At 73.9% G+C, this 21,088-nt stretch carries 17 protein-coding genes; 8 read left to right on the top strand and 9 right to left on the bottom strand.

From position 1 onward, the window contains the following. Window positions 1-55 precede the first annotated feature (55 nt). From AB0Q96_RS05980 to AB0Q96_RS05950, 7 genes are read right to left on the bottom strand one after another with little or no spacing between them, the layout of a single operon-like run. A complete protein-coding gene (locus AB0Q96_RS05980; RefSeq protein WP_365322095.1) occupies window positions 56-889 on the bottom strand; it encodes an aldolase/citrate lyase family protein in 834 nt (277 codons plus the stop codon). Next, entirely contained in the window at window positions 886-2,106 is a 1,221-nt protein-coding gene (locus AB0Q96_RS05975; protein WP_365322093.1) for a CoA transferase, read from the bottom strand. The genes AB0Q96_RS05980 and AB0Q96_RS05975 overlap by 4 nt, the downstream gene beginning before the upstream one ends. Continuing rightward, window positions 2,103-3,014 carry a ribokinase gene (gene rbsK / locus AB0Q96_RS05970; protein ID WP_365322091.1) on the bottom strand — a complete coding sequence of 304 codons (912 nt, stop codon included), beginning with the start codon at window positions 3,012-3,014 and terminating at the stop codon, window positions 2,103-2,105. The genes AB0Q96_RS05975 and rbsK overlap by 4 nt, the downstream gene beginning before the upstream one ends. Then, the gene (locus tag AB0Q96_RS05965; protein WP_365322090.1) at window positions 3,011-4,627 is read right to left on the bottom strand and encodes an ADP-ribosylglycohydrolase family protein; all 1,617 of its coding nucleotides are present in this window, start codon (window positions 4,625-4,627) and stop codon (window positions 3,011-3,013) included. Before AB0Q96_RS05965 ends, rbsK begins: the two co-directional genes overlap by 4 nt. Then, window positions 4,624-5,775, bottom strand: coding sequence for an ADP-ribosylglycohydrolase family protein (locus tag AB0Q96_RS05960; RefSeq protein ID WP_365322088.1), 1,152 nt, complete (start codon window positions 5,773-5,775; stop codon window positions 4,624-4,626). Before AB0Q96_RS05960 ends, AB0Q96_RS05965 begins: the two co-directional genes overlap by 4 nt. Next, entirely contained in the window at window positions 5,756-7,030 is a 1,275-nt protein-coding gene (locus AB0Q96_RS05955) for an ADP-ribosylglycohydrolase family protein (RefSeq protein WP_365322086.1), read from the bottom strand. The genes AB0Q96_RS05960 and AB0Q96_RS05955 overlap by 20 nt, the downstream gene beginning before the upstream one ends. Then, the gene (locus AB0Q96_RS05950; RefSeq protein ID WP_365322084.1) at window positions 7,027-8,028 is read right to left on the bottom strand and encodes an ADP-ribosylglycohydrolase family protein; all 1,002 of its coding nucleotides are present in this window, start codon (window positions 8,026-8,028) and stop codon (window positions 7,027-7,029) included. The genes AB0Q96_RS05955 and AB0Q96_RS05950 overlap by 4 nt, the downstream gene beginning before the upstream one ends. Window positions 8,029-8,258: 230 nt before the next feature. On the opposite strand from AB0Q96_RS05950, the gene AB0Q96_RS05945 reads away from it, so the two are divergent. The 3 genes from AB0Q96_RS05945 (at window position 8,259) to AB0Q96_RS05935 (ending at window position 15,550) form a co-directional block, all read left to right on the top strand. Further along, window positions 8,259-8,987, top strand: coding sequence for a VIT1/CCC1 transporter family protein (locus AB0Q96_RS05945; RefSeq protein ID WP_365322082.1), 729 nt, complete (start codon window positions 8,259-8,261; stop codon window positions 8,985-8,987). A gap of 538 nt (window positions 8,988-9,525) precedes the next feature. Next, window positions 9,526-14,097: a glutamate synthase large subunit gene (gene gltB, locus AB0Q96_RS05940; RefSeq protein WP_365322080.1), complete on the top strand. Its 4,572-nt coding sequence runs from the start codon at window positions 9,526-9,528 to the stop codon at window positions 14,095-14,097. Beyond that, on the top strand, window positions 14,090-15,550 hold the full coding sequence (locus AB0Q96_RS05935) for a glutamate synthase subunit beta (RefSeq protein WP_365322078.1): 1,461 nt from the start codon (window positions 14,090-14,092) through the stop codon (window positions 15,548-15,550). Before gltB ends, AB0Q96_RS05935 begins: the two co-directional genes overlap by 8 nt. A gap of 115 nt (window positions 15,551-15,665) precedes the next feature. Here the strand turns inward: AB0Q96_RS05935 and AB0Q96_RS05930 are convergent, their stop codons facing one another. Both AB0Q96_RS05930 and AB0Q96_RS05925 read right to left on the bottom strand, forming a co-directional pair. Then, complete coding sequence (locus AB0Q96_RS05930; protein ID WP_365322076.1) at window positions 15,666-16,541, bottom strand: alpha/beta hydrolase; 876 nt, start codon at window positions 16,539-16,541, stop codon at window positions 15,666-15,668. Between the two features lie 76 nt (window positions 16,542-16,617). After that, the gene (locus AB0Q96_RS05925; protein ID WP_365322074.1) at window positions 16,618-17,745 is read right to left on the bottom strand and encodes an LLM class flavin-dependent oxidoreductase; all 1,128 of its coding nucleotides are present in this window, start codon (window positions 17,743-17,745) and stop codon (window positions 16,618-16,620) included. A gap of 226 nt (window positions 17,746-17,971) precedes the next feature. Between AB0Q96_RS05925 and AB0Q96_RS05920 the strand changes: the two genes are divergently transcribed. The 5 genes from AB0Q96_RS05920 (at window position 17,972) to AB0Q96_RS05900 (ending at window position 21,048) form a co-directional block, all read left to right on the top strand. After that, window positions 17,972-18,538, top strand: coding sequence for a PadR family transcriptional regulator (locus tag AB0Q96_RS05920; protein ID WP_365322488.1), 567 nt, complete (start codon window positions 17,972-17,974; stop codon window positions 18,536-18,538). Continuing rightward, window positions 18,529-19,248, top strand: a complete 720-nt coding sequence (locus tag AB0Q96_RS05915; RefSeq protein ID WP_365322072.1) for a VWA domain-containing protein — start codon at window positions 18,529-18,531, stop codon at window positions 19,246-19,248. The genes AB0Q96_RS05920 and AB0Q96_RS05915 overlap by 10 nt, the downstream gene beginning before the upstream one ends. Window positions 19,249-19,315: 67 nt before the next feature. Continuing rightward, window positions 19,316-19,705, top strand: coding sequence for a VOC family protein (locus tag AB0Q96_RS05910; protein ID WP_365322070.1), 390 nt, complete (start codon window positions 19,316-19,318; stop codon window positions 19,703-19,705). A 41-nt stretch (window positions 19,706-19,746) separates the two neighbouring features. Further along, a complete protein-coding gene (locus tag AB0Q96_RS05905; protein WP_365322068.1) occupies window positions 19,747-20,289 on the top strand; it encodes a pyridoxamine 5'-phosphate oxidase family protein in 543 nt (180 codons plus the stop codon). Window positions 20,290-20,490: 201 nt separating this feature from the next. Then, window positions 20,491-21,048, top strand: a complete 558-nt coding sequence (locus AB0Q96_RS05900) for a TetR/AcrR family transcriptional regulator (protein WP_365322486.1) — start codon at window positions 20,491-20,493, stop codon at window positions 21,046-21,048. Window positions 21,049-21,088: the final 40 nt, after the last annotated feature.

Here is a 21,088-nt window from a genome sequence, read left to right as displayed (position 1 = left end):
GCCGTCGGGACCATCCGGTCCCGACGGCCCTTCCGCGTCCCCGGCGCCCCGCCCCTCAGGCCGTACGGGCCGCGAGGGTGAGGACGCGGCGGGCGCCCTCGACCACCGCCGCGTCCACGAAGCGCCCGTCGGGGAGGGCGAGCGCCCCCTCCTCGGCCTCCGCCGCCTTCACGACCTCCTCGGCCGCGGCGACCTCGCCGGGCGTGGGGAGGTAGGCCCGGGCGATGACGGGGAGCTGGCGGGGGTGGATCGCGGCCCTGCCGAGGAAGCCCATGGCGCGGCCCCGCGCGCAGCTCGCGGCGAGCGCGTTCAGGTCGCGGACGTCCGGATGCACCGACTGGATGGGGGGCGGCAGCGCGGCGGCGCGGGCGGCGACCACGACGCGGCCGCGCGACCAGTCGAGGCCGCTGTCCTCCCGTACGCCCAGATCGACGCGCAGGTCCGCCTCGCCGAGGGCGATGCCGTGGACCGACGGGTGGGCGGCGGCGATGGCGTACGCGTGCTCCACGGCCAGCGCGTTCTCCAGGAGCGGGTACAGCGGGAGGCCCTGGGCGAGCTCGACGATCCGCCCGATGTCAGTGGGGTGTGTCACCTTGGGAACACGGAGAGCGACGATGCCGGGGAGGGGTGCCAGTGCGGGAATGTCACGGGGGGCGTGGACACGGACGTGGATCGGTACGGGGTGGGGTTCGGCGAGCAGTTCGGCGGTGGCGGCCAGGGCGTAGGCCCTGCGGTCCGGGGCCACCGCGTCCTCCAGGTCGACGATGACGACGTCGGCCCCGGAGTCGAGGGCCTTGCGGACCACGGTCGGGCGGTCGCCGGGGGCGTAGAGCCAGGTGAGGGGGACGGGCGGGGCGGCGAGACCAGGGGGCCCGGCGGGGCCCGTCATACGGCGCCCTCCTCGCGCAGGGCGGCGATCTCGGCGTCGGTGAGGCCCAGCTCGGTGAGGAGCTCGGTGGTGTCGGCGCCGTGGTGGCGGCCGGCCCAGCGGATTCCGCCGGGGGTCTCGGAGAGCCGGAAGAGGACGTTCTGCATGCGGAGCGGGCCGAGCTCGGGGTCCGGGACCTCGGTGACGGTGCCGAGCGCCTGGAACTGGGGGTCGGCGAGCACGTCCCGGACGTCGTAGACCGGGGCGATGGCGGCCTCCGCCTTCTCGAACGCGGCCATCGCCTCGTCGCGGGTGTGGCGGGCGATCCAGGAGCCGACGGCCTCGTCGAGGAGCTCGGTGTGCGCGGCCCGCCCGGCGCCGTCCGCGAACCAGGGCTCTTCGACCAGCTCCGGGCGGCCGACCAGCCGGAGCACGCGTTCGGCGATCGACTGGGCGGAGGTGGAGACGGCGACCCAGGAGCCGTCGGCGGTCCGATAGGTGTTGCGCGGGGCGTTGTTGCGGGAGCGGTTGCCGGTGCGGGGCTGGACGTAACCGAGCTGGTCGTACCAGAGGGGGTGGGGTCCGATGACGGAGAGCATCGGTTCGATGATGGCCATGTCGACGACCTGGCCGCGGCCGGTGGTGGTCCTGGCGGTGAGCGCCGTCATCACCGCGTACGCGGTGGCGAGGGCGGCGATCGAGTCGGCGAGGCCGAAGGGCGGCAGGGTCGGCGGGCCGTCGGGTTCGCCGGTGATCGCGGCGAAGCCGCTCATGGCCTCGGCGAGGGTCCCGAAGCCGGGCCGGTGCGCGTACGGGCCGAACTGGCCGAAGCCGGTGACCCGGGCGAGCACCAGGCGCGGATTGGCGGCGGACAGCTCCTCCCAGCCGAGGTCCCAGCGTTCCAGGGTGCCGGGGCGGAAGTTCTCCACGATCACGTCGGCGTCGGCGGCGAGCCGCAGCAGGGTGTCACGGCCGCCGGGGGTGGACAGGTCGAGGGTCATCGTCCGCTTGTTGCGGCCGAGGACCTTCCACCACAGACCGACCCCGTCCTTCGCCGGGCCGTGGCCGCGCGAGGGGTCGGGCCGGCGGGGGTGCTCGATCTTGACCACGTCGGCGCCGAAGTCGCCGAGCATCATCGCGGCGAGCGGGCCGGCGAAGAGGGTGGCGAGGTCGAGGACGCGCAGCCCGCGCAGCGGAGGGGCGGGGACGGTGGAGGCGGGCGGGTCGGTGGCGGTCATGCGCGGTCGGCCTCCGGTGCGCCGGCCGCCGCCTCGATCTCGGAGCGGTACGGCATCGAGGTGGACGCGCCGGGGCGCTGGACGGAGAGCGCGGCGGCGGCCGAGGCCCACGCGAGCGCCTCCGGTGCGGGCCGCCCCTCGGTGAGGGCGACGGCCAGCGCGCCGACGAAGGTGTCGCCCGCCGCGGTGGTGTCCACGGCCCGGACGCGGGGCGCGGGCACGGTGACCGGCTCGGCGCCGCGCGCGGCGTACAGGCAGCCGGTGGCGCCGAGGGTGATCACCACCTCCGGGACGAAGCGCAGCAGGGCCTGCGCGGCGGCGTGCGGCTCGGTGTGACCGGTGAGGGCGGCGGCCTCGTGCTCGTTGGGCACCAACAGGTCCGTGGCGGCGAGGAGTTCGGCGGGCAGGGCTCGGGCGGGGGCGGGCGTGAGGACGGTGCGCACCCCGAGGCCGCGGGCGGTGCGGGCGCCCTCGACGACGACCGGGAGGGGGAGTTCGAGCTGGAGGAGCAGGGCGTCGGCGGTGCCGATCAGGGCCTCGTCGCCGTGGCTGAGGGAGGTGACGGTGCCGTTGGCGCCGGGGACGACGACGATCGCGTTGCCGCCCTCGTCGTCGACGACGATGTGCGCGGTGCCTGAGGGGCCCTCGACGGTGCGCAGCAGGTCGGTGTCGACGCCGCTGTGGTCGAGCGCGGACCGGAGCCGGGTGCCGAAGTCGTCGGCGCCGACCGCGCCGATCATCGACACCTCGGCACCGGCGCGGGCGGCGGCTACGGCCTGGTTGGCGCCCTTGCCGCCGGGGATGGTGCGGAACTCGCGGCCGGTCACGGTCTCGCCGCGGGCGGGGGCCCTGGGCACATAGGCCACGAGGTCCATGTTCGTGCTGCCGAGCACGACGATGCTGGTCATGGGCGTACGGCCTCCGAATGGGTCAGTGCGGCCAGGGCGTCGAAGCCGATGCCGTCGAAGGACGGCACCGAGGTGGAGAGGCGGTTGTCCAAAGGGGAGGTCCAGTGTGCGGGGAGCCGGTCCGGGCGGCCCGCGAGCAGACCGGCGACGGAGCCGGCCGTGGCGCCGTTCGAGTCGGTGTCCCAGCCGCCGGAGACGGCCGCGCAGACGGAGCGCGTGAAGTCGCCGTCGGCGTGGGTGAGGGCGGCGGCGAGCAGCGCGGCGTTCGGGACGGCATGCACCCAGTGATACCCGCCGTACCGGGCGTGGAGCCGGTCCACGACCGCGTCGAAGGCGTGGGGCGTCCGGGCGCCGCGTGCGGCGGTGACGCCGTACCGGACCGCCTCGGCCAGCCGTGACTCCGGCGGTACGACGGCCAGTCCGGAGGCCAGCGCCTCGTGCACGTCGGCGGTGCCGGTGGCGGCGGTCGCGAGGGTGGCGGCGACGAACAGGGCGCCGTACACGCCGTTGCCGGTGTGGGTGAGCACCGCGTCCCGGTGGGCCTGGCGGGCGGCGGCGGCCGGGTCCCCGGGGTGGGTCCAGCCGTGGACGTCGGCGCGGATCTGGGCGCCGATCCACTCCCGGAACGGGTTGCGGCGGGAGGCGGTGAGCGGGGGTTCGACGCCGTCGAGCAGATTGCGGTAGGCGATCCGCTCGGCCGTGAACGTACGGCCGGCCGGCAGCTCGTCGAGCCAGAGCCGGGCGACGTCGGCGGTGCCGAAGTCCCGGCCGTGACGGCGGAGCAGGAGCAGGGCCAGGAGCGGGTAGTTCAGGTCGTCGTCCTCGGGCATCCCGGCGATGTTCTCGGCGAGCGAGGTGGCGGCGGAGCGCCGGTTCCAGGGATGCGCGGCGAGCAGCGCGGCGGGCACGCCACGGGCGGTGAACCAGCCGGCGAGCGGCCAGTTGCCGGCGGCGCGGGCGAGCGCCCGGATCCCGTCCAGCGGCACCTTCTCCACGGGCTTGCCGAGCAGACACCCGACGGCCCGACCGAGCCAGGCGGCGTGCAGCCGGGGAAGGAGGGCGCCGTCGGCCGCGCGGGACGGCGGCGCCGGGCGGGGCCCCTCGGCGGACCGGCCCGCGCCGGCGCCCGGTCGGTCCGGTCGGTCGGGCTGGTGGGGTCCGTGCGGTTGGTCCGGTCGGTCCGGCCGGTGGGGTCCATGCGGCCAGTCCGGCCGGTGGGCTCCGTGCGGCGAGTCCGGCCGGTGGGGTTCGTGCGGTCCGTCCGGCCAGTCGGGGCAGGCCGCCATGATGGCGGCGAGGGTGGTCGGTTCGCGGGTGGCCAGGGGGGAGGGGAGCGCGGCCAGGGCGTCCAGGATCTCCTCGGCCAGGGGGCGGAGTTCCGGGCGGGGGAGCGGGGACGCCCCGGCGGCCGGCGGGGCCGGGGGGCCGCCGGCCGCGTACCAGCGGGCGGCGAGTCCGGCGGCGTCGCGCCCGTCCTCCGCGGCCTGCCGCAGCTCGTGTCCGACCAGGTCCTCGGGCTGCACCCAGGTCAGCCGCAGCGGGGCGACGGCCTCCGGGGCCGGGCCGCCGGGCGTCCGGGTCCCGGCCGGTGCCCCGGCTTCGGCGGTCGTCATCGGGCCCGGCCCGTCAGGGCCGCGTAGGCCGACTCGTGGGCGCGGCGGCGGGCGGTGTCGCGGCCGTGGATCTCGCGGGAGACCGCGGCGAGGGCGGTCGCCGGGGCGTGCAGGTCGAGACGGCTGGCCTCCGCGACCCGCTTCGCCCACTCCGCGGGGATCACCGACTCGCCGCCCAGCGCGCCGCTGATCGCGCCCGCCATCGTGGCGATCGAGTCGCAGTCCCGGCCGTAGTTGACCGCGCCCAGGACCGTACGCCGGTAGTCGCCCGCGCCGACGAGCAGCATGCCGAGGGCGACGGGCAGTTCCTCGATCGCGTGGACGCGGGAGGGGCGGCGGGCGTCGAGGGAGGGCGCGCGGTAGTCCGGGCCGACGGAGTCGTACGGGGCGACGGCGCGGCGCAGCGGATCCAGCGCGGACTCGAAGTCCCGGTGCTCCTCGGCGACTTCGGTGACGGCCTGGATCGCGGCGCGGGTGCCGTCCTTGGCGAGCGCCAGCGTCGCGTCGACGACCGAGCGCGGGGTGGCGCCCGGGACGCAGGCCGCGGCGACCGCCGCGGCGAGGACGCCGGCCGCCTCCCGGCCGTACGAGGACTGGTGGGCGCCCGCCAGGTCGAGCGCCTCGGCGTAGGCGCCCGCCGGGTTCGCCGCGTTCACCAGGCCGACCGGGGCCATGTACATCGCCGCGCCGCAGTTGACGATGTTGCCGGTGCCGGCCTCGCGCGGGTCGGCGTGGGCGTAGTGGAGCCGGGTCACGATCCACTTCTCGGCGAGGAACACCCGCTTGAGGGGGAGGGCCTCCGCCTCCAGTTCGGGGATCCACACGGGGCGGCCCATGAGTTCGGGGACCAGGTGCTCGGCGACCGCGTACGCGTCGAGGTGGTCGCGGACCCGCTCGTACACCCTGATCAGGGCGTGCGTCATCAAGGTGTCGTCGGTGACGTGCCCGTCGCCCTTGTGGTACGGCGCGAGGGGCCGCGCCGTGCGCCAGTCCTCGCCGTTCCACGGGCCGACGATGCCGGTGACGCGACCGCCGTGGCGTTCCAGGATCTGGGCGGGCGTGTAGCCCTCGACGGGGCCGCCGAGGGCGTCGCCGACGGCGGCACCGATGAGGCTGCCGGTGATCCGGTCATCCAGAGTGGGTGTCATGTCGGAATTGTCCACCCGGGTCGGCCGGTTCCGTGGCTCCGAGGAGACCGGCGAGTTCCACCAGGTCGGTGCCCGCGAGCCGGGGCAGCGCGCAGCCCGCGAGCGTCCGGCAGGCCGCCCGCCAGGTTCCCGGGACCGAACCGCCGCCGCCCAGCGCGCCGGTGAGCGCGCCCACGAGCGCGGGTGCCGAGTCGGCGACCCGCGACAGACAGGCCGCGGCCGGTACGGCGACGGCGATCTCGCCGCGCGCGGCGACGGTCAGCGCGAGGGCGACCGGCACCGTCTCGGCGGCGGCGATGCCGTAGCTGTACACGTGGTCGACGATCCGGTGCTCCAGGAGCGGCACGAGCTCGAACGCGGAGGCGGCGGCGCGGGCCAGCTCGACGGCGTACCGGCCGTTGCGCCCGATCTCGGTGGCCGGCGGCAGCTGCGCCAGGGCCGCCGCCACGGCCTCGTCGGGCGAGGCCCCGCCGATGGCCGCCGCCGTGGCCGCGGCCATCGCCCGGGCGCCGTGCACGCCGTCGCCGTCCTGCGTGTACCGGGCGTCGAACTCGGCGAGTTCGGCGGCGGCGGCCGGGTCGCCGGGGTGCACCAGGGCCAGTACGGCGGCCCGTACGCAGGCCGCGTCGTCGAAGTAGTGCGGGTTGTCGTGGCCGGTGGCGGGCGGCCGGAGACCGGCGGCGAGGTTGCCGAGACCGGCCCGGACGGAGATCCGGGCGCGGAGGGGGAGGACGGCCGACTCGACCTCGGGGGCGCGGGCCGCGGCGGCGGCGACCTGACTGGCGAGCGCGTTCCAGGCCATGTCGACGGCGGCCCGCAGCCGGCGCTCGGGGGGCAGTGCGTGGAAGAGCGGGCCCGCGGAGGCGAGCAGGGCCTCGGCGGTGAACACCGCCCACTCGGCGTCGTCCGAGGGCCCGAGGCGGAGGGGCTCCGGGGGCTGGTTGAGGGCGATGGGGACGGGGAGGGTGGTCGTCGCGTTCTGTTCGGCGAAGGTGTCGAGTTCGCGGGTGAGACGGCGGGTCCACTCGGGCATGCGGGCGGCCCGGTGCCGGGCGGCGGGCCAGCCTGCGGCGTCGCCTGCGGCGAGGCCCAGGAGGAGGCCTTCGATCGTGTCGCGGGTCGCCCTTGGGTGGGCGGGGGGTTTGGGGGTGCCGGTGCCTAGGACCGGCGCGCGTTGAGTGCGGGGGGCGGTGTCCGCGGTGGTGGGCTGTGCCCACCCGTTCCGCCCTGCGGAACGATTGCCCACAGGGCTCATGCGTTCTCCTCCGGCTCCGGTGTCAGCAGGTCCGCGATGTCCAGCACGTGGTAGCCCCGCATCGACGGCAGGCAGCTGCCGGTGACCGGGGTGATGGCGGTGGACCACTCCTCCGGGATGGCGGCGAGGCCGCCCGACGCGCCGGCCAGGGCGCCCGCCACGGCCGCCGTCGTGTCGGCGTCGCGGCCCATGTTGACGGCGGTCAGGACCGCCGTGCGGAAGTCGCCGCGGGCGGCGGCGAAGGCGCCGAAGGCGAGGGCGACGGCCTCGGGGGCCAGGTCCGTCCAGGGGTAGCCGCCGATGACGACCGCCGAGCGGACCGTGCGTTCGCGGGTCAGCGGGTCGGGCTGGACGCGCTGGGCCGCGACCACCGCGCGGCGCATCGAGCGGGCCGTCCAGGAGTCCATCGGGACGACCGACAGGGCCGCCGCGATCACCGAGGTGACCGAGGCGCCGGCCATCGCCGCCGCGACGCCCGCGGCGACCGCCTGGCCGCCGTAGATGCCCTCGCCCTCGTGGCTGACGCTCCCGTCGATGGCGACCAGCCGGGCCGCCTCGGCGGGGCGGCCCGCCGCGAAGACCCCGAAGGGCGCCGCCCGCATGGCGAGACCGTCGCTCCAGGCGTGCCGGTGCTGGGCGGAGATGGGGGCGGCCAGGCCCCGGCGCAGGTTCTCCAGGGTGCCGCGCTCGGAGAAGCCGGCGCCGCGGAACGGGCCCTCGTCGAGGTCGGCGATCCAGTGGTGCCAGGCCCGTTCGACGTGGGCGACGGTCAGCGCCGAGCCGTGCCGGGCGAGCAGCAGGCCGGAGAAGATGGCGTACTCGGTGTCGTCCGTGCCCGCCGGACGGTCCGTCAGGAAGCCCTCGATCCGGCCCCACCGGCGCCGGATCTCCGAGGGGCGCAGATTCTCGGCGGGCGCGCCGAGCGCGTCGCCCACCGCGAGTCCGAGCAGGGCGCCCCTCGCGCGCTCCCGGATGTCACACACCGTCTCGCCGATCATCTTCGCTCCCCTTTCGCGCTCGCCCGAATGCCTGCCACGCGAGGGGGTCCGATCCTCCAAGGAAACGTTTCTGTCACCCGGGTGACAGCAGGTCAGGCAGGCTTGCCTCAGTAATGCGAGCCTTAGTAAGTACGGCCTGCCTTGCTGGCGGGCCCCTTACATCGGGCGTATTTTCGATGCTGTCGAAGGGGGCGGGCGTGCCGAACCCGCTGGAAAGACAGGGGAGAAGCATGTCCATCATCGAAGCCGTCGCACCGCTCCACGAGGCCCACCGCGACAACCACACCCACCGTGACGTCAACGGCGGCTGGCTGCGCCCGGCGGTCTTCGGCGCGATGGACGGACTCGTCTCCAACCTCGCCCTCATGACCGGTGTCGTCGGCGGCGCCGTCTCCACGCAGACCGTCGTGATCACCGGCCTCGCCGGTCTCGCGGCCGGCGCCTTCTCCATGGCCGCCGGCGAGTACACCTCGGTCGCCTCGCAGCGCGAGCTGGTCCAGGCCGAGCTGGACGTGGAGCGCCGCCAGCTGCGCAAGCACCCGGTCGACGAGATGGAGGAGCTGGCCGCGCTCTACGTCTCCCGTGGCGTCGAGCCCGCGCTCGCCCGCGAGGTCGCCATGCAGCTGTCCCGGGACCCGGAGCAGGCGCTGGAGATCCACGCCCGCGAGGAGCTGGGCATCGACCCCGACGACCTGCCGTCGCCGATGGTCGCCGCGGTGTCGTCGTTCGGCTCGTTCGCGCTCGGCGCGCTGCTGCCCGTGCTGCCGTTCCTGCTCGGCGCGACCACGCTGTGGCCGGCCCTGCTGCTCGCGCTCCTCGGGCTCTTCGCCTGCGGCGCCCTGGTCGCCCGGGTGACCGCCCGCAGCTGGTGGTTCAGCGGCCTGCGCCAGCTCGTCCTCGGCGGTGCCGCCGCCGCCCTCACGTACGGCCTCGGCATGCTCTTCGGCGCCGCCCTGTAAGGCGGGCCCCGCGCGGCCCCGGGCGCCCCGCCCGCCTCCCCGCGCGGCCCCGCCCGCCCCGCCCGCGTCGCGAAGGCCCCCGGTCCCTGGACCGGGGGCCTTCCGCATGTCCGAAGACACGACGGACGGCCCCTGTCTCTGTGACGTATATCCCGGAGCGGATCCACCGCCGCGGTGAGACACTATGCGCAGCGCCACATAACTAGCCGGTTACCCGGCGGTTTCGAAAGCCTGACCACCGGGCATGAGGCGTAAGCGCCGCGGGCAATGAGGCCCGCTCTGTGACGGGTCGCGGAAGACCCCGGAGACAGCCCCCCGGACCTCTCGATCCGTCCCCCCATGGGAGCCATGGGAGCCCTTCAGTTCCCGTGTCCCACAGCTGGATCATTGCCACCGCTCACACGCGCGGTGTCCGCATGCTGGAATGAGCTATCCACTTTCCGAGAAGCCAGCCATCATGTAACCTGCACGAAATTTCGCGGAGGGCCAACGTCGTCCCTCGGCTGTTGCATATGCCACGACGACGACGGGAGAGCCGATGCGTTCCGACGCCTGGTCGCCCATGGACGGTCGCCCCGCCCCGCAGGGGATGTACGACCCCCGTAACGAACACGATGCCTGTGGTGTCGGGTTCGTGGCCACCCTCACCGGTGTAGCCAGCCATGCGCTGGTCGAGCAGGCGCTGACCGTACTGCGCAACCTCGAGCACCGCGGCGCCACCGGCTCCGAGCCCGACTCCGGGGACGGCGCCGGAATCCTCCTCCAGGTCCCCGACGCGTTCCTGCGCGAGGTGGCCGGATGCGAGCTTCCCGAGGCCGGCGCGTACGCCGTCGGCATCGCCTTCCTCCCCGCCGACGGCTCCGCACAGGCCGTCTCGCGGATCGAGACGATCGCGTCCGAGGAAGGGCTGAACGTCCTCGGCTGGCGCGAGGTCCCCGTCGCCCCCGAGCTGCTCGGCGCCTCCGCCCGCTCCACCATGCCGGTCTTCCGCCAGCTCTTCGTGGCCGACGGCACCAGCACGGGCATCGCGCTCGACCGCAAGGCCTTCGTGCTGCGCAAGCGCGCCGAGCGCGAGGCCGGGACCTACTTCCCGTCGCTCTCCGCCCGCACGATCGTCTACAAGGGCATGCTGACCACCGGCCAGCTGGAGCCCTTCTTCCCGGACCTGTCGGACCGCCGCTGCGCCACCGCCGTGGCCCTGGTCCACTCCCGGTTCTCCACCAACACGTTCCCGAGCTGGCCGCTCGCCCACCCGTACCGCTTCGTCGCGCACAACGGCGAGATCAACACGGTCAAGGGCAACCGCAACTGGATGACCGCCCGCGAGGCCCAGCTGGCCGGCGACGTCTTCGGCACCGGAGCCGACGGCCGCGGCATCGAGCGGATCTTCCCGGTCTGTACGCCGGACGCCTCCGACTCCGCCTCCTTCGACGAGGTCCTGGAGCTGCTCCACCTCGGCGGCCGCTCCCTCCCGCACGCGGTCCTGATGATGGTCCCCGAGGCGTGGGAGAACCACGACTCCATGGACCCGGCCCGGCGCGCCTTCTACCAGTACCACTCCACCCTGATGGAGCCCTGGGACGGCCCGGCCTGCGTCACCTTCACCGACGGCGTCCAGGTCGGCGCGGTCCTCGACCGCAACGGTCTGCGCCCCGGCCGCTACTGGGTCACCGACGAGGGCCTCGTCGTCCTCTCCTCCGAGGTCGGCGTCCTCGACATCGACCCCGCCAAGGTCGTCCGCAAGGGCCGCCTGCAGCCCGGCAAGATGTTCCTCGTCGACACCGCCGAGCACCGCATCATCGAGGACGACGAGATCAAGGCCGGCCTCGCCACCGCGCAGCCCTACGCGGACTGGCTGGAGACCGGCGAGATCGAGCTCTCCGACCTCCCCGAGCGCGAGCACATCGTGCACACCCACGCCTCGGTCACCCGCCGCCAGCAGACCTTCGGCTACACCGAGGAAGAGCTCCGCGTCATCCTCGCCCCGATGGCCCGCAGCGCCGCCGAGCCGATCGGCTCCATGGGCACCGACTCGCCCATCGCCGCCCTGTCGGCGCGCCCCCGGCTGCTCTTCGACTACTTCACCCAGCTGTTCGCGCAGGTCACCAACCCGCCGCTGGACGCCATCCGCGAGGAGCTCGTCACCTCGCTGCGCTCCTCGCTCGGCCCCGGCAGCAACCTGCTCGACCCGACCGCCGCGTCCTGCCGCAGCGTCACGCTGCCCTTCCCGGTGATCGACAACGACGAGCTGGCCAAGCTCATCCACATCAACGCCGACGGCGACATGCCCGGCATGAAGGCCGCGACGCTCTCCGGCCTCTACCGGGTCTCCGGCGGCGGCGACGCCCTGGCCGCCCGCATCGAGGAGATCTGCGCCGAGGCCGACACGGCGATCGAGGGCGGCGCCCGCCTGATCGTCCTGTCCGACCGGCACTCCGACGCCGAGCACGCGCCGATCCCGTCGCTGCTGCTCACCGCGGCCGTCCACCACCACCTCATCCGCACCAAGCAGCGCACCGAGGTGGGCCTGCTGGTCGAGGCCGGCGACGTCCGCGAGGTCCACCACGTGGCCCTCCTCATCGGCTACGGCGCCGCCGCCGTCAACCCGTACCTGGCCATGGAGTCCGTCGAGGACCTGGTCCGGGCCGGCACCTTCATCGAGGGCCTGGAGGCCGAGCAGGCCATCCGCAACCTGATCTACGCGCTGGGCAAGGGCGTCCTCAAGGTCATGTCCAAGATGGGCATCTCCACCGTCGCCTCCTACCGCGGCGCGCAGGTCTTCGAGGCCGTCGGTCTCGACACCGCCTTCGTCGAGCAGTACTTCAACGGCACCGCCACCAAGATCGGCGGCGCCGGTCTCGACGTCGTCGCCAAGGAGGTCGCCGCCCGCCACGCCAAGGCGTACCCCGCCACCGGCATCCCCTCGGCGCACCGCGCCCTGGACATCGGCGGCGAGTACCAGTGGCGCCGCGAGGGCGAGCCGCACCTGTTCGACCCGGAGACCGTCTTCCGCCTGCAGCACGCCACGCGCTCCAAGCGGTACGACATCTTCAAGCAGTACACGGGCCGGGTGAACGAGCAGTCCGAGCGCCTCATGACGCTCCGCGGCCTGTTCGGCTTCGGCACCGACCGCCCGTCGGTCCCCCTCGACGAGGTCGAGCCGGTCTCCGAGATCGTCAAGCGCTTCTCCACCGGCGCCATGTCGTACGGCTCCATCTCGCGCGAGGCCCACGAGACCCTCGCCATCGCCATGAACCAGCTGGGCGGCAAGTCCAACACCGGTGAGGGCGGCGAGGACCCGGACCGCCTCTACGACCCCGAGCGCCGCTCCGCGATCAAGCAGGTCGCCTCCGGCCGCTTCGGCGTCACCAGCGAGTACCTGGTCAACGCGGACGACATCCAGATCAAGATGGCCCAGGGCGCCAAGCCCGGCGAGGGCGGCCAGCTGCCCGGCCACAAGGTCTACCCGTGGGTCGCCAAGACCCGGCACTCCACCCCGGGCGTCGGCCTGATCTCCCCGCCGCCGCACCACGACATCTACTCCATCGAGGATCTGGCCCAGCTGATCCACGACCTCAAGAACGCCAACCCGGTGGCCCGCATCCACGTGAAGCTGGTCTCCGAGGTCGGCGTCGGCACGGTCGCGGCCGGTGTGTCCAAGGCCCACGCGGACGTCGTGCTGATCTCCGGCCACGACGGCGGCACCGGCGCCTCCCCGCTGACCTCGCTGAAGCACGCGGGCGGCCCCTGGGAGCTCGGCCTCGCCGAGACCCAGCAGACCCTGCTGCTCAACGGCCTGCGCGACCGGATCGTCGTCCAGACCGACGGCCAGCTCAAGACCGGCCGCGACGTGGTCATCGCCGCGCTCCTCGGCGCCGAGGAGTTCGGCTTCGCCACCGCGCCGCTCGTGGTCTCCGGCTGCGTCATGATGCGCGTCTGCCACCTGGACACCTGCCCGGTCGGCATCGCCACCCAGAACCCGGTGCTCCGCGACCGCTTCGCCGGCCGCCCCGAGTTCGTCGTCAACTTCTTCGAGTTCATCGCCGAAGAGGTCCGCGAGCTCCTCGCCGAGCTGGGCTTCCGCACCCTGGAGGAGGCCGTCGGTCACGCCGAGCTCCTCGACACCAGCCGCGCGGTCTCCCACTGGAAGGCGCAGGGCCTGGACCTGGAGCCGCTGTTCTTCGTGCCCGAGCTGGCCGAGGGCGCGGTCCGCCACGCCCTGATCGAGCAGGACCACGGTCTGGAGAAGGCCCTCGACAACGAGCTGATCGAGCTCGCCGCCGAGGCCCTGAACGCCGAGTCCGCCGAGACCGCCCAGCCGGTCCGCGCCCAGGTCGCGATCCGCAACATCAACCGGACCGTCGGCACCATGCTCGGCCACCGGGTGACGAAGAAGTTCGGTGGCGCGGGCCTGCCCACCGACACCATCGACATCACCTTCACCGGATCCGCCGGCCAGTCCTTCGGCGCCTTCCTGCCGGCCGGCGTCACCCTCCGCCTGGAGGGCGACGCCAACGACTACGTCGGCAAGGGCCTCTCCGGCGGCCGGGTCGTGGTCCGCCCGGACCGCGGCGCCGACCACCTGGCCGAGTACTCCACCATCGCGGGCAACACCATCGCGTACGGCGCGACCGGCGGCGAGCTGTTCCTGCGCGGCCGCACCGGCGAGCGCTTCTGCGTCCGCAACTCCGGCGCGCTGGTCGTCTCGGAGGGCGTGGGCGACCACGGCTGCGAGTACATGACCGGCGGCACGGCGGTCGTCCTCGGCGAGACCGGGCGCAACTTCGCGGCCGGCATGTCCGGTGGCGTCGCCTACGTGATCGACCTCGACCGGGACAACGTCAACTCCGGCAACCTGGGAGCCGTCGAGGCCCCCTCGGACGCCGACAAGGCGTGGCTGCACGACGTCGTGCGCCGCCACGCCGAGGAGACGGGCTCGACCGTCGCCGAGCGTCTGCTGGCCGACTGGACCGTGAACGCGGACCGGTTCAGCAAGATCATCCCCACCACGTACAAGGCAGTGCTCGCCGCCAAGGACGCCGCTGAGCTCGCCGGTCTCTCCGAGGCCGAGACCACCGAGAAGATGATGGAGGCGGCGACCCATGGCTGACCCCAAGGGCTTCCTGACCACCGGGCGCGAGGTCGCCAAGACCCGGCCGGTGGGCGAGCGAGTCAAGGACTGGAACGAGGTCTACGTCCCCGGTTCCCTGCTGCCGATCATCAGCAAGCAGGCCGGCCGCTGCATGGACTGCGGCATCCCGTTCTGCCACAACGGCTGCCCGCTGGGGAACCTCATCCCCGAGTGGAACGACTACGCCTACCGCGAGGACTGGTCGGCGGCGTCGGAGCGGCTGCACGCCACCAACAACTTCCCGGAGTTCACCGGCCGCCTGTGCCCGGCTCCGTGCGAGGCCGCGTGCGTGCTCGGCATCAACCAGCCGGCCGTGACCATCAAGAACGTCGAGGTCTCCATCATCGACAAGGCGTGGGACGGCGGCGACGTCCGGCCGCAGGCCCCCGAGCGCCTGTCCGGCAAGACCGTCGCGGTCATCGGCTCCGGCCCGGCGGGTCTCGCCGCCGCCCAGCAGCTGACCCGGGCCGGCCACACCGTGGTCGTGTACGAGCGGGCCGACCGCATCGGCGGACTGCTGCGCTACGGCATCCCCGAGTTCAAGATGGAGAAGCGGCACATCAACCGCCGCATCGAGCAGATGCGCGCGGAGGGCACCAAGTTCCGCACCGGCATCGAGATCGGCCGCGACCTGACCGCGACGGACCTGCGCAAGCGGTTCGACGCGGTGGTCGTCGCCGCCGGCGCCACCACCGCCCGCGACCTGCCCGTCCCGGGCCGGGAGCTCAAGGGCGTGTACCAGGCGATGGAGTACCTGCCGCTCGCCAACAAGGTCGTCGAGGGCGACTTCGTCTCCTCGCCGATCTCCGCCGAGGGCAAGCACGTGGTCGTCATCGGCGGCGGCGACACCGGCGCGGACTGCGTCGGCACGGCACACCGGCAGGGCGCGGCCTCCGTGACCCAGCTGGAGATCATGCCCAGGCCGGGCGAGGACCGGAACCCGGGCCAGCCCTGGCCGACCTTCCCCATGCTCTACAAGGTCACCTCGGCCCACGAGGAGGGCGGCGAGCGGGTCTACTCCGTCTCCACCACCCACTTCGAGGGCGACGAGGACGGCAACGTCCGCTTCCTGCACCTGGTCGAGGTCGCGTTCGTCGACGGCAAGCTGACCCAGAAGCCCGGCACCGAGCGGAAGATCCCCGCCGAGCTGGTCACCCTGGCCATGGGCTTCACCGGCACGGACGTGGAGAACGGCCTGGTCGGCCAGTTTGGTCTGGACCTCGACGAGCGGGGTAACATCGCCCGTGACGCGGACTTCGCCACCAACGTCGATGGCGTGTTCGTCGCCGGCGACGCCGGCCGTGGCCAGTCGCTGATCGTCTGGGCCATCGCCGAGGGCCGCTCGGCCGCCCGCGGCGTGGACCGCCACCTGACGGGCGCCAGCTCCCTGCCGGCCCCCATCCGTCCGACGGACCGTTCCCTGACGGTCTGATCGACCGGACCCCCTGAGAACGTCCCGTACAACGACGTACGGAACTGAGCGCGGCGCCCCCCGAATGTCCCCGACCGGACGACTGGGTAGGGCGCCGCGGCGCGTCCGGAAACCCTCAGGCGCCCAGCCGCCGCAGCCAGTCCGCCGCCCCGTCCAGTGCCGCGTCCGCCTCCGGCAGCACGCCCGCGCCGCCGAGGAAGCCGTGGAACATCCCCGTGTGGACGCGGACCTGCGCCGGGACGCCCGCCGCGGAGAGACGGCGGGCGTAGGCGAGGCCCTCGTCGCGCAGCGGGTCGCAGTCGGCGAGGACCAGCAGGGCCGGCGGGAGCCCGGTGACGTCGGGCGCCAGACCGGGCGAGGCGAGCGCCGGATCGCCGCCGGGGCCCACGTACTGCTCCCAGTACCAGCGCATGTGGGCCGTGGTGTGGAAGAAGCCCTCCGCGTACGTCTCCGCCGACGCCCCCGCCAGCCGGTGGTCCAGGACCGGATAGACCAGGAGCTGCCCGGCGAGCCCGGGCCCGCCGAGGTCGCGGGCGCGCAGGGCGACGGCCGCGGCGAGGTTGCCGCCGCTGGAGTCGCCGGCCAGGACCAGCGGCTGCCCCGGGTACCGGGCCGCCGCCCACTCCAGGGCCGTGCGCACGTCGTCCTCGGCCGCCGGGAAGCGGTGCTCGGGCGCGCGCCGGTAGCCGACCGAGACGACGGTCGCCCCGGTCCGGGAGGCGAGCGCGCGGCACAGCCGGTCGTGGGTGTCCAGGTCGCACAGCACCCAGCCGCCGCCGTGCGCGAAGACGACGACGAGCCCGGCCGCCCCCGGATACACCCGCACCGGGACACCGCCCGCCTCCGTGTCGGTGGCACCCGTCGGGAGCACGCCCAGGTGCGCCCGGGCCGCCGCCCGCAGCGCCGCCACGCCCGCCTCGGGACGGGGGAAGCCGGCCGACAGGGCGTCGCACAGGGCGCGGGCGGCCGGGGTCAGGGGGTCGCGTGTCACAGGGGGGCCCGGGCGGCCTCCCGCGCACGAGCAGGGCCGGCTCACGCGGCGGTCTCCAGCGCGCGAGCAGGACGGCTCACGCGGCGGCCTCCAGCGCGCGGAAGTGCGGGATGACCTTCTCGCCCCACTGCCGGATGGTCTCCATGCAGACCTCCTGCGGCACGGTGCCCATCTGGATCAGGCACATGACCTCGTCGACCCCGATCCGCCGCAGCCGTTCGACGTAGGCGATGGCGGTGTCCGCGTCCCCGTAGGCGTGGTCCGTGTGGTAGGTGCCGGTGTCGACCGGCCGGGCCGGGATGTTCGCCTCGTGCAGCCGGGCGACCAGCTTCCGCCGCTCCTGTTCGAGGGCTCCCGCGTGGTCCTCGTCCTCGGCGTAGCCGGTGGGCGCGGGGGCGCCGCCGTACCAGTGGGCGATGGACTCGGCGAAGAAGCGCTGGCCGCGGGTGCCCAGGCGCAGGGCGCGGGCGGCGTCGTCCAGGACGATCGTCGGGCAGAGCGCGGAGAAGTGGTCGTTGACCTCGGTGGACACCAGCTGCGAGCCGTCCCGTACGGCGATGGCCTCGTCGTACACCGTGCGCATCGCGCGGACGTCGTCGGCGCCCGCGAAGCCCATCACCAGCGCGCCGATGCCGAGTTCGGCGGCCCGCTTGAGGGAGTCGTGCTGCGAGCAGGCCATGAAGAGCGGCGGGTGCGGGCCCTGCACGGGCCGGGGCAGGACGGCGCCGGGGCCGATGTCGAGGGAGCCGTGCCACTCGAACTCCGGCTCGCGCCAGGCGGCGGCGAGGATCCGCAGGGCCTCCTCCATCTGCGGCCGGGTGTCGGCGGGGTCCACACCGAACATGCGGGTCTCCTGGCGGGTCGCGCCACGACCGGCGCCGATGTCGACCCGGCCGCCGGAGAGCACGTCGAGCATGGCGGCGCGCTCGGCCACCCGCACCGGGTGCTGGTAGCCGAAGGGCATGGTCACCACGCCGTGGCCGATCCGGATGGTGCGGGTGCGGGCGGCGACCCAGGTCAGGAAGATCTCGGACGCGCTCATGTGGGCGTACTGGGTGAGGGAGTGGTGCTCGACCGCCCAGATCCGGTCGAAGCCCATCTCCTCGGCGTGGACGGCCTGTTCGACGCAGTCGTGGATGACCTGGCGCTCGCGGGCGGGGGTGGGGTCGACGAGCTGTGCTTCGAAGATCATCGAGAACTTCACGGGGAGCTCCTCCCGAAGCGGATCGGCAGTATGCCTAATCGAAATACTTCTAGCAGGCGTGGAGGGAGGAGGGAAGGGAGCCGCAGGGGAGGGGATCCCGAGGGGGAGCGGGGCGGAGGACCGTAGACTCGCCACCGTGGTGGACGACGAGAAGGCGCCGGAGCCGGCGGAGCTGCCCGAGTCGGCGGAGCTGGCGGAGCTGCCCCAGCCGGCGGAGCTGCCCGAGCTGCCGGGACTGCCCGCGACCAGCTGGGCCGTGCTCGGACTGCTCTCCTTCGGACGGGAGTTGTCCGGTTACGACCTGAAGAAATGGTCCGACCGCTCGCTCGGCCTCTTCTACTGGAGCCCGTCCTTCAGCCAGATCTACGCGGAGCTCAAGCGCCTGGAGAAGGCCGGCTACGCCACCTCCCGGCTGGTCGCCCCCGAGTCCGGTTCCCGCGACAAGCGCGTCTACCGCATCAGCGACGAGGGTCTGGCCGCCGTCCGCGGCTGGGCCCGCACGGCCCCCGTCGACCCGCCGGTCCTCAAGCACGGGCCGATGCTGCGCCTCTGGCTCGGGCACCTCCTCGAACCCGAGCGGACCCGCGAGATCCTCGCCGGGCACCGGGAGCACGCCGAGACCATGCGGCTGCGCGCCGAGGCGGACGCCGCCGACGCCGGGGCCGACGCCTCCTGGGCGTACCCGATGCTCACCCTCAAGTGGGCCGAGCGGTACTACGCCGCCGAGCGGGACCTGGCCGACGGCCTGCTCGCGGACATCGAGGAGCTGGAGAGGAACCGCCCGTGGCACTGAGCCTGCGCACGATCGAGGAGACCGCCCCCGCGCTGGTCAGCCTGTACAAGACGGCGGGCGAATCGGTCCGCCGGCACGGCATCGAAGGGCAGCGGGTCGCCGTCTACCTCGTCGTCGACCACTCCGGCTCGATGCGGCCCTACTACACCGACGGCAGCGTCCAGGCCCTCGCCGACCGGGTGCTCGGGCTCTCGGCGCAGCTCGACGACGACGGGCGGGTGCCGGTGATCTTCTTCTCCACCGACATCGACTGCGAGACCGACATCGAACTCGCCGCCCACGAGGGCCGGATCGACCGCATCGTCGCGGGCCTCGGACACATGGGCAGGACCAGTTACCACCTGGCCATGGACGCGGTCATCGACCACTACCTCGACAGCGGCAGCACGGCACCCGCGCTCGTCGTCTTCCAGACCGACGGCGGCCCGATCAACAAGCCGGCCGCCGAGCGGTACGTGTGCAAGGCGGCCCGGCTGCCGATCTTCTGGCAGTTCGTCGGCTTCGGCGACCCGGACAGCCGCCAGTTCGACTTCCTGCGCCGGCTCGACGAGCTGGCCGTCCCCGCACGGCGGCCGGTCGACAACGCGGGCTTCTTCCACGCCGGGAAGGACCCGCGCCGGGTCCCGGACGAGGAGCTGTACGACCGGCTGGTCGCCGAGTTCCCCGCCTGGCTCGCCGCGGCGCGGGCCCAGGGCATCGTCGGCCGGTGAGACGGGGACCCGGCCGCACCGGGAAAACGGATCGTCAGGGGCGTCCCCCGCACGCGATAGTGACGGGATGAGCTCTCTCGTACGCCACATCACGATCGACTGCGCCGACGCCTACGCCCTGGGCACCTTCTGGGCCGAGGTCCTCGACTCGAAGGTGTCCGACGACGACCGGCCGGGCGACCCCGAAGTGCTGGTCGAGTCGCGGGGCGCGGGCCTGCTCTTCATCCAGGTGCCGGAGGCCAAGTCGGTGAAGAACCGGATCCACCTCGACCTCCAGCCGGAGGACCGCACCCGCGACGAGGAGGTCGAGCGCCTCCTCGCCCTCGGCGCCACCCTCGTCGACGACCGGCGCAGCCCGGACGGCCCGGGATGGGCGGTCCTCACCGACCCCGAGGGCAACGAGTTCTGCGTGGAGCGCAGCAAGGGGGAGCGGGCCGCGACGGCACGCGCGGAGTAATCCGGACAGAGGCTGTCGGGATTCCGTTGTCTCCTGGAGCCATGGGAGACAACGGATCCACCACCACGCCCGCCGCCGGCCCCGGCACGCCCGCCACCTGGGCCGCCTTCGAGGCCGCCGAGCCCGCCTTCGCCGCCACGGTGCGCGAGCGCTTCGGGCAGTACACCCACCACGCCCTCGCGACCCTCCGCAAGGACGGCTCGCCGCGGCTCAGCGGCATCGAGGCCGACTTCCGCGGCGACGAGCTGTGGCTCGGCATGATGCCGCACTCCCGCAAGGCGCGGGACCTCCGACGCGACCCGCGCTTCTCGCTGCTCGCGAACCCGGGCGAGGGCACCGGCATGGGCGGCGGCGACGTCCGCGTCTCCGGCCGGGCGGTCGAGATCTCCGACCCGCGGACCCTGGAGTGGTACGCGAAGGAGGCCGGCCAGCCCCTGCCGTTCCACCTCTTCCGGGTCGAGCCGACGGAGGTCGTCCGCACCGCGGTCGAGGGCGAGGAGCTCGTGCTGCGCACCTGGACCCCGGGCCGGCCGCTGCGCACGATCCGGCGGGGGAACGACGACACCCCGGCCCGGGAGTCCTGAGCCCGAGGCGCTCACCGGGGCGGGCGCCCGAGGGACCAGAATGGACGCGTGCCGACGACCAAGACCTCCGCCAAGACCTCCGCCAAGACCTCCGCCAAGACCTCCGCGAAAGCCTCCGCGAAGACATCCTCCAAGACGTCCTCCAAGACCTCCGCGAAGAAGAAGCCCCAGGCCACCGCAACCCCCGAACGGCGCCGCGAGCTGCTCGACATCGCCGCCGAGGTGTTCGCCGCCCAGGGCTACAACGCCACCACCGTCCGCAGGATCGCGGACGAGGCCGGCATGCTCGCGGGCAGCCTCTACTACCACTTCGACTCCAAGGAGTCGATGCTCGACGAGATCCTCTCGACCTTCCTGAACGAGCTGTGGGACGGCTACGACACCGTGCTCGCCGCCGCGCTGGGCCCCCGGGAGACCATCGAGGCCCTCGTCACCGAATCCTTCCGGGAGATCGACCGGCACCGCGCCGCCGTCGCCATCTACCAGCGGGAGTCCCACCACCTGGTCGACCAGGACCGCTTCCGGTACCTCGCCGACTCGCAGGTCAGGTTCGAGAAGGCCTGGCTGGGCACCCTGGAGCGCGGCGTCGCCGCCGGCACCTTCCGCGCCGACCTCGACGTCCGGCTCACCTACCGCTTCGTCCGCGACACCGTCTGGGTCGCCGCATCCTGGTACCGCCCCGGCGGCCGGCACAGCCCCGAGGAGATCGCCCGCCAGTACCTGTCGATGGTCCTGGACGGAATCGCCGTACGCGCTTAGCCCCGGGCCGTGCCCGGGGGAGCGGCGGGCGGACGGCCAA

Origin of the sequence: Streptomyces sp. NPDC093111 (assembly GCF_040683955.1) — a bacterium.
Classification (GTDB): Bacteria; Actinomycetota; Actinomycetes; order Streptomycetales; family Streptomycetaceae; genus Streptomyces.
Note: the sequence above shows the minus strand (reverse complement) of the source record. Positions and strands in the feature narration are given on the sequence as shown.

What these genes read in the sequence shown, in the direction of transcription:
- AB0Q96_RS05980 (WP_365322095.1), bottom strand. Translation starts at nt 889, where the DNA reads ATGACGGGCCCCGCCGGGCCCCCTGGTCTCGCCGCCCCGCCCGTCCCC.
- AB0Q96_RS05975 (WP_365322093.1), bottom strand. Translation starts at nt 2,106, where the DNA reads ATGACCGCCACCGACCCGCCCGCCTCCACCGTCCCCGCCCCTCCGCTG.
- rbsK (WP_365322091.1), bottom strand. Translation starts at nt 3,014, where the DNA reads ATGACCAGCATCGTCGTGCTCGGCAGCACGAACATGGACCTCGTGGCC.
- AB0Q96_RS05965 (WP_365322090.1), bottom strand. Translation starts at nt 4,627, where the DNA reads ATGACGACCGCCGAAGCCGGGGCACCGGCCGGGACCCGGACGCCCGGC.
- AB0Q96_RS05960 (WP_365322088.1), bottom strand. Translation starts at nt 5,775, where the DNA reads ATGACACCCACTCTGGATGACCGGATCACCGGCAGCCTCATCGGTGCC.
- AB0Q96_RS05955 (WP_365322086.1), bottom strand. Translation starts at nt 7,030, where the DNA reads ATGAGCCCTGTGGGCAATCGTTCCGCAGGGCGGAACGGGTGGGCACAG.
- AB0Q96_RS05950 (WP_365322084.1), bottom strand. Translation starts at nt 8,028, where the DNA reads ATGATCGGCGAGACGGTGTGTGACATCCGGGAGCGCGCGAGGGGCGCC.
- AB0Q96_RS05945 (WP_365322082.1), top strand. Translation starts at nt 8,259, where the DNA reads ATGTCCATCATCGAAGCCGTCGCACCGCTCCACGAGGCCCACCGCGAC.
- gltB (WP_365322080.1), top strand. Translation starts at nt 9,526, where the DNA reads ATGCGTTCCGACGCCTGGTCGCCCATGGACGGTCGCCCCGCCCCGCAG.
- AB0Q96_RS05935 (WP_365322078.1), top strand. Translation starts at nt 14,090, where the DNA reads ATGGCTGACCCCAAGGGCTTCCTGACCACCGGGCGCGAGGTCGCCAAG.
- AB0Q96_RS05910 (WP_365322070.1), top strand. Translation starts at nt 19,316, where the DNA reads ATGAGCTCTCTCGTACGCCACATCACGATCGACTGCGCCGACGCCTAC.
- AB0Q96_RS05905 (WP_365322068.1), top strand. Translation starts at nt 19,747, where the DNA reads ATGGGAGACAACGGATCCACCACCACGCCCGCCGCCGGCCCCGGCACG.